At 68.5% G+C, this 13,201-nt stretch carries 12 protein-coding genes; 3 read left to right on the top strand and 9 right to left on the bottom strand.

Translation table 11 applies throughout. From position 1 onward, the window contains the following. Positions 1–173 precede the first annotated feature (173 nt). The 3 genes from F8566_RS45680 to F8566_RS45670 form a co-directional block, all read right to left on the bottom strand. On the bottom strand, positions 174–1,226 hold the full coding sequence (locus F8566_RS45680; RefSeq protein ID WP_151570007.1) for a hypothetical protein: 1,053 nt from the start codon (positions 1,224–1,226) through the stop codon (positions 174–176). A 209-nt stretch (positions 1,227–1,435) separates the two neighbouring features. Continuing rightward, positions 1,436–2,008 carry a maleylpyruvate isomerase family mycothiol-dependent enzyme gene (locus tag F8566_RS45675; RefSeq protein WP_151570005.1) on the bottom strand — a complete coding sequence of 191 codons (573 nt, stop codon included), beginning with the start codon at positions 2,006–2,008 and terminating at the stop codon, positions 1,436–1,438. Further along, positions 2,005–2,616, bottom strand: a complete 612-nt coding sequence (locus tag F8566_RS45670; RefSeq protein ID WP_192810231.1) for a TetR/AcrR family transcriptional regulator — start codon at positions 2,614–2,616, stop codon at positions 2,005–2,007. The genes F8566_RS45675 and F8566_RS45670 overlap by 4 nt, the downstream gene beginning before the upstream one ends. Positions 2,617–2,689: 73 nt before the next feature. Here F8566_RS45670 and F8566_RS45665 point away from each other — a divergent pair, with 73 nt between their 5' ends. After that, positions 2,690–3,529 (top strand): SDR family NAD(P)-dependent oxidoreductase, encoded by an 840-nt coding sequence (locus tag F8566_RS45665; RefSeq protein ID WP_151570001.1) that lies wholly within the window; start codon positions 2,690–2,692, stop codon positions 3,527–3,529. 173 nt (positions 3,530–3,702) lie between these two features. On the opposite strand, the gene F8566_RS45660 is transcribed toward F8566_RS45665, so the two are convergent. The 4 genes from F8566_RS45660 to F8566_RS45645 form a co-directional block, all read right to left on the bottom strand. Then, the gene (locus F8566_RS45660; RefSeq protein WP_151569999.1) at positions 3,703–4,485 is read right to left on the bottom strand and encodes a GlxA family transcriptional regulator; all 783 of its coding nucleotides are present in this window, start codon (positions 4,483–4,485) and stop codon (positions 3,703–3,705) included. Positions 4,486–4,970: 485 nt separating this feature from the next. Then, a complete protein-coding gene (locus tag F8566_RS45655) occupies positions 4,971–5,957 on the bottom strand; it encodes an AraC-like ligand-binding domain-containing protein (protein WP_225994140.1) in 987 nt (328 codons plus the stop codon). Positions 5,958–6,088: 131 nt separating this feature from the next. Beyond that, complete coding sequence (locus tag F8566_RS45650) at positions 6,089–7,288, bottom strand: aminotransferase class I/II-fold pyridoxal phosphate-dependent enzyme (protein ID WP_151569988.1); 1,200 nt, start codon at positions 7,286–7,288, stop codon at positions 6,089–6,091. Beyond that, entirely contained in the window at positions 7,285–8,502 is a 1,218-nt protein-coding gene (locus F8566_RS45645; RefSeq protein ID WP_192810230.1) for an ArgE/DapE family deacylase, read from the bottom strand. Before F8566_RS45645 ends, F8566_RS45650 begins: the two co-directional genes overlap by 4 nt. A 405-nt stretch (positions 8,503–8,907) precedes the next feature. Here F8566_RS45645 and F8566_RS45640 point away from each other — a divergent pair, with 405 nt between their 5' ends. Beyond that, positions 8,908–9,324: an Lrp/AsnC family transcriptional regulator gene (locus tag F8566_RS45640; protein WP_404800407.1), complete on the top strand. Its 417-nt coding sequence runs from the start codon at positions 8,908–8,910 to the stop codon at positions 9,322–9,324. 180 nt (positions 9,325–9,504) lie between these two features. On the opposite strand, the gene F8566_RS45635 is transcribed toward F8566_RS45640, so the two are convergent. Beyond that, complete coding sequence (locus tag F8566_RS45635) at positions 9,505–10,725, bottom strand: MFS transporter (protein ID WP_151569982.1); 1,221 nt, start codon at positions 10,723–10,725, stop codon at positions 9,505–9,507. A gap of 666 nt (positions 10,726–11,391) precedes the next feature. Next, entirely contained in the window at positions 11,392–12,039 is a 648-nt protein-coding gene (locus F8566_RS45625; RefSeq protein WP_264159545.1) for an SDR family oxidoreductase, read from the bottom strand. 221 nt (positions 12,040–12,260) lie between these two features. On the opposite strand from F8566_RS45625, the gene F8566_RS45620 reads away from it, so the two are divergent. Continuing rightward, positions 12,261–13,118, top strand: a complete 858-nt coding sequence (locus F8566_RS45620) for an MmyB family transcriptional regulator (protein WP_151569978.1) — start codon at positions 12,261–12,263, stop codon at positions 13,116–13,118. The last annotated feature ends 83 nt before the right edge of the window (positions 13,119–13,201 follow it).

The following is a 13,201-nucleotide window of genomic DNA, read 5'->3' as shown; positions in this document are numbered from 1 at the left end:
CAAGCAAGCCGCTGGGGCGCGCCGGCGTTGCATCCGGTCGCCGTGTTGCTGCCATGGGCAGCTGGATGCCGCTCCCGGTAGTAGGCGTGTCCAAGGCAGTGGCTGTTGTTCGTGCCGGTGGCGATGGCGAAAGCCGCGCAGGCGTTGATCCTGTGATCTACCTATCGCGGGGCTCAGAACGGAGGAGCGTATGGGCGGTCTTTCACCTGGTCGTAGATCCTGCGCAGCCACGGCTGGCGGACCTCGGGCAGCCGCGCCAGCGTGTAGAGGAAAACCCTCCAGTCGGGCCGGAACGGCCACGATGGAAGCATCGGCGGCGGATCGTCGCGCCAGACGCCATCGGGTATCCCGCCCGACGTCGGAACAGGCAACCGGTCGTGATGGAAGGCCAGATGCATCCACACCTCGGCGGCCAACGGCACCACGTGTGCCCTGCCGGACACCGGCCACACCTCGCCCGTCTGTGGATGTTGCGGCACCAAGGCGATGCCGGCGCCGTGGGCAGACAGACCCGGTCCGGCCAGAACCACATTCTTCGCCGACCGCCCCGGCGGGAGCAGGGTATCGAGCACTCGGCGGAACGTCTCGGCTACCGGCCCGTCAGGGACCGCCACCGGTGTACCGGCCGATGCAGCCAGCAGCCGCGCCAGCGCCGCCCCGACCGCCGCCGCCCATACCGGGCTCCACGCCCCGGACGGCTCGACCGGCGGTGTTTCCAGCGGCTCCGCATGGAGCATCTCCCAGCTGACCACAGGGCGAGCGGGGCCGTTGCCGGCGAGCCGCCGCACGGCCTGCGGGGCCAGCCACACCGCCTGCCACAGCGAGCAGTCGTCGATGCGGGTCGCCACTGCCTGCCCGCACTGTACGCATGCCAGGTTCGGGCCGTCCCGACCGTCCAGCCCCATGCAATAGCCGTCGCAATGCTCAAGGATGAGAACGGTGCCGCGGACGTCACCCGGTGCGACCACGATCGCTCCCGGCGGCCCGTATGAAAGGGAGTGCACTGGCGCGTACACGCCGCGAGCTTCCGCTTCCTCTGCCCCGACTTCACTCCACAGCCGCCATGGCGGCCCGGAAGGCTCCGGCTCCACCGCGTATGTCCCCGGCTCCATCAGCGCGGGAAGCAGGTCATGGCCATAGATCTGACGGGCCTGTACGGGAAGGGCAACCTGTGACACCGGCGCGGTCAGCACGGCACCGCACCGCACACACGCGAACACGGTCATGCATCCTCCCTCCCCCGGAGTATCACGGCTCGGCGAGCGACGACCAACAAACTTTCGGGGCCCGCTTGCCCGCCGCTGCCATTCGCGAGCACCGCGGCGGCGGCAAGCCCGAACATTTCGCCGAGCCGACCGCCAGCCCGCCCGCCGACCTGATCGTCCGGGAGTCCTCCTGACCACCCGGAGTTCGTGCCGGCGGGGCAGGGGGCGGGTCACCGGCGGCGGGCCGACCGTCTGAGTCCGGGGATGAGGGTGGCGCCGACGCACGTCAGGACCGCGCGCATCCTGCCTGCATCGGTGGGCGGCACGGGCCGGCCGAGCGCTGGGGCCATGTCGTGGCGCAGGTGCGTGTGATGGTCGAAGACGAGTGCGCCGCCGATCATCACACCCATGGGGTAGCGGCCGAGCTCGGCCAGCCGTACCCGCACTCGCGTGGCGGGCGTGCGCCGCACGACGTCGAGGAGCGTGGTGGCCCGCCGGCTGGCGCGCTGGTACTCGGCCATCACATCGGCACGGCTCCAGTTTCGCCGCCGGTCGACGGGGTCTTCGTTCAGCTGTTCGAGGCTGGCAGCGAAGGTCGCGCGCAGCCCGGCGGGTGTGTAGAAGTTCCGCGCTGTGGCACCGATGTGGGCGACGACGTCGGCGATGCGCCATCCAGTTGCGGCGCTGGGTGCGGTCCATTCGTCGTCGGTGAGGCTGCTGGTGAAGTTCAGCATCTCGGCGCGTTCGGCGTGGAGGGCGGCGACCATGTTCGGCAGGTCGGCCGCGGGCAGGCGATCGGTCACGTCATCTTCTCTGGTTGTGCGGCGGGACGCCGGATGGCCTGCACGGCCGTGTCGTAGAGGTCGAACAGGTCGACCTGTCCGCCCAGGCGCGCCCACTCCTCGTTCGCTAGCTGCAGGCAGGTGATCGCCGCGGCCGCGATCGCGCGCGCCTGCAGGGTGCGGCGGTCGGAGTCGGGCAGTCGCGGCTCGATCAGCGGTGCGAGCAGGTCTTGCCAGCGGGCCTGCTTCTCGGCGTGCCCGGCGCGCAGAGACTCGTTGCCGAACAAGAGCGTGATCATCTCCAGCCGGCGCTCGGGCGTGGTGTCGATGTCCTCGAGCACCTGGAACGCCGCGCGCAGTGACGTCCAGGGGTCCTCCTCGGCCGGGCGCTCGGCGAGCCGCGCGGCGATCGCTTCACCCTGCTCGGCGAGGCCGCTGAGCGCGAGGTCTTCCTTGTTGCGGAAGTAGTTGAAAAGGGTCCGCCGAGAGACACCCGCTGCGGCGGCGACCTCGTCGAGTGTCGTGTTGTCGTACCCCTTGGCGGCGAACAGCTCGATGGCGGTCCGAGCCAGCAGCGAGCGGACCACCGAGCGGGTCTGCTCCCGCAGAGGTGTCGATTTCCGAGTCATGCACTGATGGTACGGAGTGCCATACGATGTAGCAACTTGCACTGAGTGCAACTCCGTGCTTAGAGTGTATGACATGACCACCATTGATTACCGCCGCCAGACCACGATCGTCACCGGAGCCAGCTCCGGCCTCGGTGCCGAATTCGCCCGTCAGTTGGCCGGCCGCGGCTCGGATCTCGTGCTCGTCGCCCGCCGGGCGGACCGGCTGGAGAACCTGGCCGCCGAACTCACCCGCGCCCACGGCGTCACGGTGACCGTCGTCGCCCGTGACCTCGGCCTGCCCGACGCCGGCCGCACGCTGCGCGCCGAACTGGAGTCCCGCGGCATCCACGCCACCGGACTGGTCAACAACGCCGGCTTCGGTACCCACGACGCGTTCACGGACGAGGATCCAGACCGCCTGCAGAGCATGATCGCTCTGAACGTCAGCGCGCTGGTCGACCTCAGCCGCGCCTTCATCGACCCGCTGACCTCCACCGACACCGGCGTCTTGATCAACGTCGCGAGCCTGCTGGGTTTCCAGCCGACCCCGTACATGAGTGTCTACGGCGCCACCAAGGCCTTCGTCCTCAGCTTCACCGAAGCGCTGTGGGAAGAGAACCACGACACCGGTCTACGCGTCCTCGCCGTGTGCCCCGGTGCCACCCGAACCGAGTTCTACGACGCCGCCGGCAGCCAGACGGCCGACTACGGCGCGAAGCGAGCCGCCCCCGCCGACGTCGTCAGAACGGCCCTCGACACGCTCGACCGCCGCTCCCCACCCCCGTCAGTGATCACCAAGGGCCGCCCGCTCGCCCTCGCCAGCAAGGTCCTGCCGCGCCGCCTGATCGTCCGGTTCATGGGCCGGATGGCCCGCCGTCAGCGCACGCAGCTCCCCGTCGCCCTCACCAACAGCGAGGGAACGACATCATGACCACCGCGGAAGTCACCGCATAGCCCACCGACGCGGAGCGCTTCGGTCACATTCTCCAAATTCAGCGCGCCGCCTACTCCGCGACGGAGCGCCCTCACTGGCGACCCGACGCCTCAACCGCCGGAATCCAAGCCAACCGGGCGAAGATGAGTTGCTCGACGTGGTTCGCGAGTTCACCCTGGCGGCAGGCCAGCCAGATCTGTATCCGCACAGATTGCGGTCCTGGTGTCCGCACTTCGTTCACCCAACCCAGCTCGGCTACCTGCGGCATCTCTCCCCTGGTTGGTGGCTGGCGTATGACCTCTTTGCAGGTCGGCGCCGAAGGGAACCTGCGGCCTGTGCCGGTGGCGGCACGCGAAGCTCAACGGGGCGGCCTTCGTATCACGGTACGGAGCCAGCTCGCGTGCGATCGTGTTGGCGACCAAGGAGCCGTGTTCACGGCGCAGCAGGTGCAGGAGCATGTCGAGGCCGGCGGCCCCGCCCGCGCCGGTCACCAGGCGACCCTCGTCGACGTACAGGGGTTCGTGGACGACCTTGACCTTTGGGAAGCGGGCGGCGAGGCCGGCCGTCAGGCTCCAGTGCGTCGTGGCGCGCCGGCCGTCGAGCAGTCCCGTGGCGGCCAGCAGGTACGAGCCGGCGCCGAAGGCGGCGATGATCGCGCCGTGGCGATGGGCGGACTGGATCGCTTCGACCACCGCCGGCGAAGGAGCGGGCGGCCTGGCACCGCCGGGCAGCAGCACGACCAGCTCGGCCGCCGACAGCCTGCCGAGGCCGGATTCGATGTGCTGGGTCAGCCCCAGATCCGTCCGCACCAAACCCGGTGTCTCGGTGACCGTCATCAGATCAAAGACCGGCAGTCCCAGGTGGGAGCGGTCGGTGAACACCTCGCTGACCAACGCCAGCCCCAGGGTGCTCATATTTTCCGGCGCGTACGCCACGACGCCACGAAAACTCACGATCACGGCCTTACTGAGAAGGGCACTGGGATTCTCCAAATCGGACGAGGCCCCGGAACCACAAGGCGGGCTGCAAGCTGTCCGACACCGTTAGCCAGGGCATGAGAACGCGATTAGCCAGGGCATGAGAACTTGATGGGCATCGGCGATCCGCCGGACGTGCGCAAGCCAGGCCAGGGCGGGCCCTCGGTCGCGCGCCACGAAGCTGTTCATGTTCGGCGGCCACTACAGAATTGCGGAATTGCTAGTCGGCTCGCCTATCTCGCCCGACAAGCGCTCGCGCAATGGTTTACTCGCGCAAGCGAGGCGTTGACCTTGTCAAGCCGCTCACATGAGGCGATGTCACCGGTGTATTCGTCAGGCCAGTGAAACGAACCCAGAGAGGCTGTGACGAACGCCGGGACGGCAATTCACTTGATCTTGACACGGGTCAACCATAGAAATCCCCATTGGCGCCGTGTTGCTGATCAGCGCCACCCCGTTGACTATGCGCGCCAAATGTGGGTGACCTGGGCCACCTGCTGTTGTCTGCGGTAGTCGTTGGGCCGGAGCCCGTAGGCGGCTTGGAAGGCCCGGGTGAAGTGTGCGGCGTTGGTGAATCCCCAGCGAGCCGCGATGGCGTTGATCGGCCGGTCGGCGAGCATGGGGTCGCTCAGGTCGCACCTGCAGCGCTCCAACCTGCGGTCCCGGATCCAGCCGGCAATCGTGCTGTCCTGCGTTTGGAACAGCCGGTGCAGGGACCGCAGCGAGATGTGATGCGCGGCCGCGATGGTCTGCGGCGACAGTTCGGGGTCTGACAGATGCTGGTCGATGAAGGCGTGGACACGCACCAGGAGGGCACGTCGGCTGGTGTCTTCCGGCAACACCCTGTCCTCGTCGAGATGGTGGGCGAGCATCGCCGCGATCAGGTCCACGGTGACGGCACTCAACCGAGCGGCGTCGACGGGCCTGCACTGCCCAGAGTGCTTGATCAGTCCACGTACATGGCTGGCGACCAGTGCACCCATCCCGTCATGGCCCGGCAGTGCGGTCACCAGCAACTTGCCGACCTTGCTCTCTGGCAGTGGCAGCAGCCTGCGCGGGAAGAGGACCATCATGTCCGTCCCGCTGCGGCCATGATTGCCGGAGACATTGTGGAACGGATGTGAGCTGTCGAACAGGACCATGTCCGACGAGTTCAGCGCGACGGTGCGGCCATGCTGGCTGGTCTGCGCTGGCCCCTGCACGTTGAGTCCAAGCTGGAACAGCTCGGGATCGCTGCGCCGGATCAGTTTGGAGGTGCGTCGCGCACGCGCCGGCGGGATGGCCAGCGACATCACCGTGACTTCTCCCAGCTCCACCGTCCGGATCGTGGCCTTGGAGTCGGCGGCGGCGTCACTGTCGACCTCCACGGGAACCACCGTCTGCGAGACCAGTTCCAGCCAGGAGGAAAACCGCTCACCGGCCGGCAGGAGACTCGTACGGGCCGCCATGTCCACGCCCATCACATCCTGAAGTTCCTAGGTTCTTGGTCAGCGAGCGTGCGGCACTCCGGCCATGGGGCCGAACGCTCAGAGCAGCTGTGATCATAAGTTCGGCGAAGTTGACGGTGCCGGTTTGGTGCTCATCCGGATGGCCTTGTCAGGGGCGCCTGCGTGAGCGCGGCGAGGACGCGGTCGATGTCGGTCTGGCTGTGCGTGGCGGAGACCTGCAGGCGTAGGCGGGCCTGGCCGCGGGGTACGACCGGGAAGGTCAGAGCGGTCACGTAAATGTCGGCTGTGACCATTGCGATGGCGCTGGCGTGGGTCTGCTGTTCGTCTCCGACGATGAGGGGGACGATGGGGTGTTCGCCGGGGTGGGTGGGCAATCCCAGCTCCGTGATGCCGTCCCGGAGTCGGCGGACGCGGGTGCGCAGGGCGGTCAGGGGCCCCGGATCGCTCTCGAGGATGTCCAAGGCGGCCAGCGCACCGGCGACGACGGCGGTGGGCGGATTGTTGGAGAACACGTAGGGGCGCGAGAGGGTTCGCACAGCGGTCATGAGGTGGCGTGCGCCGGCGACGAAGCCGCCGATGGCACCTCCCAGGGCCTTGCCCAGGGTGCCGGTGATGACATCGACGCGGCCAAGGACGCCATGTGCTTCGGCCGTGCCATGGCCGCCGGCACCGACCACTCCGGTGCCGTGGGAGTCGTCGACGATCAGCAGCGCTTCGAACTCCTCCGCCAGGGCGCACAGGTCGGCCAAGGGAGCCAGATCTCCTTCCATGCTGAACACCCCGTCCGTAACGATCACTTTCACCGTGCCGTCGGCGGGTTGGGCGAGCTGGTGCCGCAGACCGTCGAGGTCCTCGTGGCCATAGAGGACCATACGGGCGACGGCGCGGCGCTGGGCGCGGATGGCGTCGATGATGCTCGCGTGGTTGAGACGGTCGGAGAAGACCGCCAGGCGGGTATTCCCTTGCTCGGTGAGGGCGGCGAGCGCGGCGAAGATCGCCGCGTTGGCGGTCCAGCACGAGCCGTGCAGCACCGCTTCCTGGCAGCCCACCCAGGCGGCGAGGCGTTCTTCTAGCCGCGCGTGCAGGATGGTGTTGCCGCTCAGGACGCGTCCGGCCGCGCTCCCGAGTCCCCACTCCTCCATGGCAAGGTGTGCTGCTGTCAGGACGTGAGGATGGCGGGCGAGGCCGAGGTAGTCGCAGGAGGCCATGTTCACCATCGCCCGGCCATCGACGTGCACGCGTCCGGGGCCGGACTGCTGGATCAGCGGCCCGGAAGGGACTGCTGATCCAGCCAGTGCCGCCGCGGCCGCATCGAGGGCGGCCGGGATCATGACAGCATCTCGCCCGCGTACAGGGCGTACACGGCGGCGGCGCGGCACATCGCTGCCTCTTCGACGTACTCGTCGGGGCCGTGGGAAACGTCGAGGCGGCCCGGGCCGTAGCCGAACGCGGGGATGCCGAGTTGCGCGTACCAGCGGATCTCCAGGATGCCCGCGCACATCTCGAACCGAGCCTCGGCGCCCTCGACCTCACTGACCACTCGGGCGAGCGTGGCGGCGGCGGGATGGCGGCTCTCGGTGCTCGCCGAGGGCTGTAGCTGGGTGAGCTGTACCGATACCTCGGCGCCGACCTCATGCGCTGCCTCCTCGATGAGGGCGGTGAGGCGTTTGGCCTCCCCGTCGAGGTCTTCTTCCGGGTTGTAGCGGCCGTCCACGGTGAAGTACGCGGATCCGGGCACGACATTGAAGTTCGACCCGCCACCCGAGCGCCCGCCCACGACCAGCATCGTGCCCGGCGCGTCGTCGGGGTCCATGGGGAAGGCGGTGTGCCGTTCGGCCATCTCGGCTGCGTACCGTTCGACAGGGCGGGCGATGTGCAACATGTGCTGGAAGGCGTTCACACCCCGGTTCGCCTGGCCGACGTGGGCCTCACGGCCGTGGATGTCCACGCGGAGGGATATGGCGCCACGGGCGGCGTTCCAGATGCTGCCACCGCTGGGTTCGCCGGTGACCATGGCGACGGCGGAGGGGTCGATCAGCCCCGCATCGTGCAGGTGGCCGGCGCCGGCGACGCTGCCGGTCTCCTCGTCGCACACCAGGTGAACGACGATTCGTCCTTCGCGCAGGAGCCCCAGTTCCCTGGCGGCCACGGCGCCGTAGAGCATGCTGACGATGCCGCCCTTCATGTCCGCCGTGCCCCGGCCGATGATCTTTCCGTCGCGGCGCACCGCGGTGAACTGCCGGCGGTCCTGGGCCGGCACGACGTCGAAGTGCCCGTGAAAGTACAGCAGCGTGTCCCCTTCGCCGGCGGCGCCGCGTACGATGCACGGCTCTTCCAGTTCAGCGGGCGCGTCGGGAATCTCAATGATCTCCGGGGACAGGCCGAGGTCGTCCATGGCCTGGCGCAGAATCTGCGCGCAGCGGCCCAGAGCCCGGCCGGGCGGATTCTCCGAGTCCACGGCCACCAGCCGCTCCAAGAGCATGGTCATTTCCTGTGCCCGTTCGTCCAGCCATTCCTGGACCTGTCGCGCGGCGGAAGCCGTCATGATCATCACCTTTCGTCGGAACACTGCTGCGAACACGTAGTCGGAACACTGGTGCGAACACGTAAGGGTGCGCAGTGGCCACCGCTCATGCCGGCAGCGACCTGGACTCAGCGAACGACCATCGCCCCGGGGGCGACACCCGTCGGGAACGCCAGTCCGCGGCGCATGGTCAGTGCCCAGAAGCGCTGCAATCCGCGCTCCTGGCCGGCGTCATGGCCCCGCGCGGCTGAGGTCGGAGACTGTGGGAATTGGACAGGGTGCATCACGGGAACTGACAGGTACATCAAGCAGCGGGCCGCCTGCGGTAATTCTAGGCTGATATCTGCCTAATATGGTTGCTATTTATGGCGCTACACTGCCTCTGTGAGCAATGAATATAAAGCTGACGCGGTTGATCGTGAAATTTTGTTTCATCTGCGGCAGGACGGTCGTCTGACCAACGTCGAGCTCGCCAAACGGGTCGGCCTCACGCCGCCTCCGACTCTGCGCAGGGTCAAGCGCCTTGAGGAGGCCGGCATCATCTCCGGCTACCGGGCGACCATCAACCACGAGGCACTCGGCAGCGGCATGGAGGTCATCGTCTCCATCGAGGTCAGCATCAGCGACCTGAAGACCCTGGAGGAGCTGGAGACCACCGTCGCCGCATACGAGGAGGTGATCGAGTTCCGTCGGGTGTTCGGCCGGCCGGACTACTACCTGCGCGTCCTGGTCGCCGACTACGCCGCCTACGAGGCCTTCCAGACCAACAAGATCATCGGCATCCCCGGCATCGCCCGCGTCATCTCCCAGCCGACCATGAAGAAGATCAAGGTCATCGACTGAGACCCGGCGCCGAGCCGGCCACAGGGCCCGTCGTACGGTCGAGGAATCCGGCCGCGCGACGGGCGCCGCCTCCTTCACCCAAGAAGACGGCCGGCGTGGGCTGTCCCGTCCCGACGGCTGAGTTCCTCGATTGCCACGGGCTCGTGATCCCCTGCTGGGAGGTCGATGCCTCCCTGGCCGTCACGGACCTTGATCGGGGGCGGTGGTGCGGGGCTCGCCGGACACGCGAATCCAGGTCGCCGCCGGGCGAAGACCCAGCAGGATCGCCGAGATGCCAGCCAGTGCAATCGCCCGTTCAGGGCCGAGCAGGTCTGAAAAAAGACCGCCGCCCAGGGCACCGAGTCCCTGGACGGTGATCAGTCCGGAGGCCAGGACGCCGAGCCCGCGTGCCTTGGCCTCGGGGTGGAGGCGTTCCACGAAGGCGGCGTTGAGCTGAATGTGGTACGCGGTGGCGAGGGCGCCGGACATCGCGAACATCAGCGCCGACAGCGGCAGGGCCGGTCCGAAGGCGCACACCAGCAGCGGAAGTCCCGCCAGAAGCGCGCACGGTGCCAGGATCTTGCCGCGCACCGTCTCGGGGACGAACCGGCCCAGGATCAGTGCCCCGGCCACACTGCCGACCGGATCACTCGCCATGAGAATGCCGACGCTGACGGCGGTGTCGTCGCCGAGGGCGTCCGCGTACGGTGCCGCGATCGCCTCCGGAACGATGTGGAAACCCGCCAGCCAGCCCAGCGCGGTCAGCGACCGCAATCCGGGGTCGCGCCACACCATCGCGACGCCGCCGGCCCGGGCCGTGCCCTGGACGGCTGCGGAACGGAACGCTGGGGCCGGCTGACGGGGCACACCGACCCGGACCAGCGCTGCCGCGGCGGCGAAGCTGACGGCGTTGAAGGCCAGTCCCCCGGACGGGCTGATCCACTGGGCGAGTGCGCCTCCCGCCAGGAAACCCGCGACCTGTGCCGACTGGATGGTCATCTGCCGCAGCGCCAGAGCGGTGACATAACGGTCCCCGGTCAGCACATCCGCCAGGAGGGCCAGCTGGGCGGCCTTGAACGGACCGCCGAGCAAGGTGACCAGGGCGAGGAGCGCGCACAGGGCCGCCAACGGCATGCCCGGTAATGCCATCAGGCCCACCAGTGCCGCGCGCAGCAGATCCAGGACGACGATGACCTCGCGACGCGGATACCGATCGGCGAGCCCGCCCAGCAACACGCCACCGAGCAGCGACGGTAAAAAGGTGAGGGCGAAGGCCAGCCCGGCGAGCAGTGCCGAGGACGTCCGCTGGTACACCAGCACGGCAAGGGCGACTCTAGCGACCTGGTCGCCCACCTGCGACAGCAGTTCCGCGGCCCACAGGGCACGAAACTCCCGGACCGCGAGCACGGTACGAAACCTCACGCCGAAGACCGCTCCCCTGGGCGACGCCCGCCGATCGCCTCACCTGTTGACGAAAAGGACGCCCGCCTGAACGGGCGTCCTTGACCGTGGACACGAACTCACATGTCTCGGTTCCGCATAACCCCTCCTGTTCGCCCTTCATGTGTCGGCCTGTTGAGCATCACGAAGAACTAGTAGTCGCGGTTCATACGCATGCCTCCCATGCGGTCAGTGGCAATCAGAAACCTGCTCCGACTCTGACCCCCTGAACGGAGACCGACCAGCCTGCCGACTGCCAACTTTGGCCGCTTTCCTGCCATCCGGCGGTAACCCCGGTGAGCACACCCTCGCGTCATCAGGGTCGGCCTGCTCCCAGAGGTCTCGGTGGCGCCGCTGCCCCGGCCCCGAGGGCGAACAGAAGGGGGCGATCCCGGCGCCCGAGATCAAGACCCGGTTCGGCGAGGTGGCCGAGCGGATCTGCGCCTACTTCCCCGGATCTCCCCACCCGTAAGAGGCGATCGCCGCCTGGCGACCGACCTCGGCGCACCCCCAAGACCGGCAGGCGTTCGATCCAAGCGAAGACCGGCAGAGCGGCTAGAGGGGCCACCACGACAGCCCGCGGCAGACCTTTGGCGAGTTCGAGCCGCCGCTGACGATGCGCTTGGGACGGCCGTAGGCGTGCTGGTGTCACTGTGGCTGGGTGAGGGGCATGACCGTGAGTTGGGAGAGGCACACGTGGGCGGGACGGCTTACCGCGTAGCAGATCGCGTCGGCCACGTCCTCGGCGTTGAGCAGCGTCCCGCTTCGGGCTGCAGTGATCATCCGTTCGCGGATGCCGGAATGGGTGGCGTGGTCGAACAGTTCGGTGACCACGCCGCCGGGTTTGACGTCGGTGATGCGTACGCCGGTGGGGGCGAGTTCGGCCCGAAGCGCCCGCGACAGGTAGCTGACTGCGGCCTTGGTGGCTCCGTAGACGGCGAACGCAGGGACGGGGGCGTCGGCGCCGGTGCTGGAGAGGTTGACGATGTCGGCCGTCCCGCCGCGGGCCGCCGTGGCCAACAGGCCGGGCAGCAGGGCATGGGTAACGCCCAGCAGAGCGGTCAGGTTGAGATCGAGCATGTGCCGCCATTCTTCGCCGCGCCGGTCGGCGATCGGGTTGGGCAGCATGACGGCCGCGTTGTTGACCAGCAGGTCCACGGCGCCCAGCCGGGCCGTGACGTCCTCGGTGATCTTGTCGACGGCGCCGCGCTGGGTGAGGTCGGCCGGAACCGCGAGGGCTCGCTCGCCGATCTCGCCGGCCAGGGCCGCCAGCCGGTCGGCCCGGCGCGCGACCAGGGCGACGCGCGCGCCGTCGGCGGCCAGTCGGCGGGCGGTGGCCGCGCCGATCCCCGGAAGCGGCGCCGGTGACCAGGGCCACGCGTCCGGTCAAGGGTGCAGGAGAGATCGTTGCCATGCCCCGGAGTCTGGGCCTGGCCGGCACGGCCAGCCAGAGGCCGAGGTTGCCTAGGTCAAATCGAACCACCCACGATCGGTGCTCGTCGGGCATGCTGGTCGACATGACCTCTGAGCTAGGCCGTTTCCTGCGCGCCCGGCGTGCCCGGACACAGCCTGCCGATCTTGACCTGGCCGCAGGGGGTGTACGCCGCGTCGCGGGGCTGCGGCGCGAGGAGTTGGCGTTGGTGGCCGGAATCAGCCCGGACTACTACACCCGCATCGAGCAGGGCAGGGTCAGGCCCTCGCCGCAGATTCTGGAGGCGCTGGCCGCCGCGCTGCGTCTTGATGACATCGAACGCGAGCATCTCCGGCGGCTGGGCACCCTGGGCCGCAAGCCGAGCACCACATCACGCAGGCAGGCCCGGCCTTATCGTGAGACGGTGCGGGACGGCGTGCACACCGTCCTCGACCACCTCGCGGACCTGCCGGCCGTCGTTTTGGGGCGCCACATGGACGCGCTGGCCTGGACCCCGGTCGGCGGTGCGCTGCTCGGCCTGCACGAGTCCGGAGAACGCAACATGGCTCGCAGGATGTTCCTGCTGCCCGAGACTCGACGGCTGTATCCGGACTGGAACGGCGTCGCGGCCGAAACGGTCGGCCACCTGCGCCGGCTGTCGGTCGAGCGGGTCGGCGACGTCGTTCTGGCGCGACTCATCGGCGAACTGGCCATGGTGTCGGCCGAATTCGCGCGCCTGTGGTCACGGCACGATGTGCACGCCGGTGTCAGCGATCGCAAGGCGTTCCGCCATCCCCAAGCCGGGACGTTCGAACTCGAACCAGAAGTCCTCGTGTGGCCACGAGACCAGCAAACACTGTGCGTCTACCGGGCAGTCCCGGCCTCGGCCGGTGCCGAGGCGCTGCCCCTGCTGCACACGCTGGTCGCCTCGGATCTGACTAGCGACGACCCCGTCCACAACTAAACGATGCAGCCCAAGGCCCCACGGTAGTGACCTCTTCGGCGTGAACACGGCCGACCGAACCCCGTCTACTACTGATCTACGCG

This window comes from Actinomadura rudentiformis (assembly GCF_008923185.1).
Classification (GTDB): Bacteria; Actinomycetota; Actinomycetes; order Streptosporangiales; family Streptosporangiaceae; genus Spirillospora; species Spirillospora rudentiformis.
This window is presented reverse-complemented; position numbering and strand designations above follow the sequence as displayed.

Bases quoted from the DNA above. Each gene is read 5' to 3' on its own strand.
- F8566_RS45620 (WP_151569978.1), top strand. From the start codon at position 12,261: ATGACCTCTGAGCTAGGCCGTTTCCTGCGCGCCCGGCGTGCCCGGACA.
- F8566_RS45645 (WP_192810230.1), bottom strand. From the start codon at position 8,502: ATGACGGCTTCCGCCGCGCGACAGGTCCAGGAATGGCTGGACGAACGG.
- F8566_RS45650 (WP_151569988.1), bottom strand. From the start codon at position 7,288: ATGATCCCGGCCGCCCTCGATGCGGCCGCGGCGGCACTGGCTGGATCA.
- F8566_RS45670 (WP_192810231.1), bottom strand. From the start codon at position 2,616: ATGACTCGGAAATCGACACCTCTGCGGGAGCAGACCCGCTCGGTGGTC.
- F8566_RS45680 (WP_151570007.1), bottom strand. From the start codon at position 1,226: ATGACCGTGTTCGCGTGTGTGCGGTGCGGTGCCGTGCTGACCGCGCCG.
- F8566_RS45665 (WP_151570001.1), top strand. From the start codon at position 2,690: ATGACCACCATTGATTACCGCCGCCAGACCACGATCGTCACCGGAGCC.
- F8566_RS45655 (WP_225994140.1), bottom strand. From the start codon at position 5,957: ATGGCGGCCCGTACGAGTCTCCTGCCGGCCGGTGAGCGGTTTTCCTCC.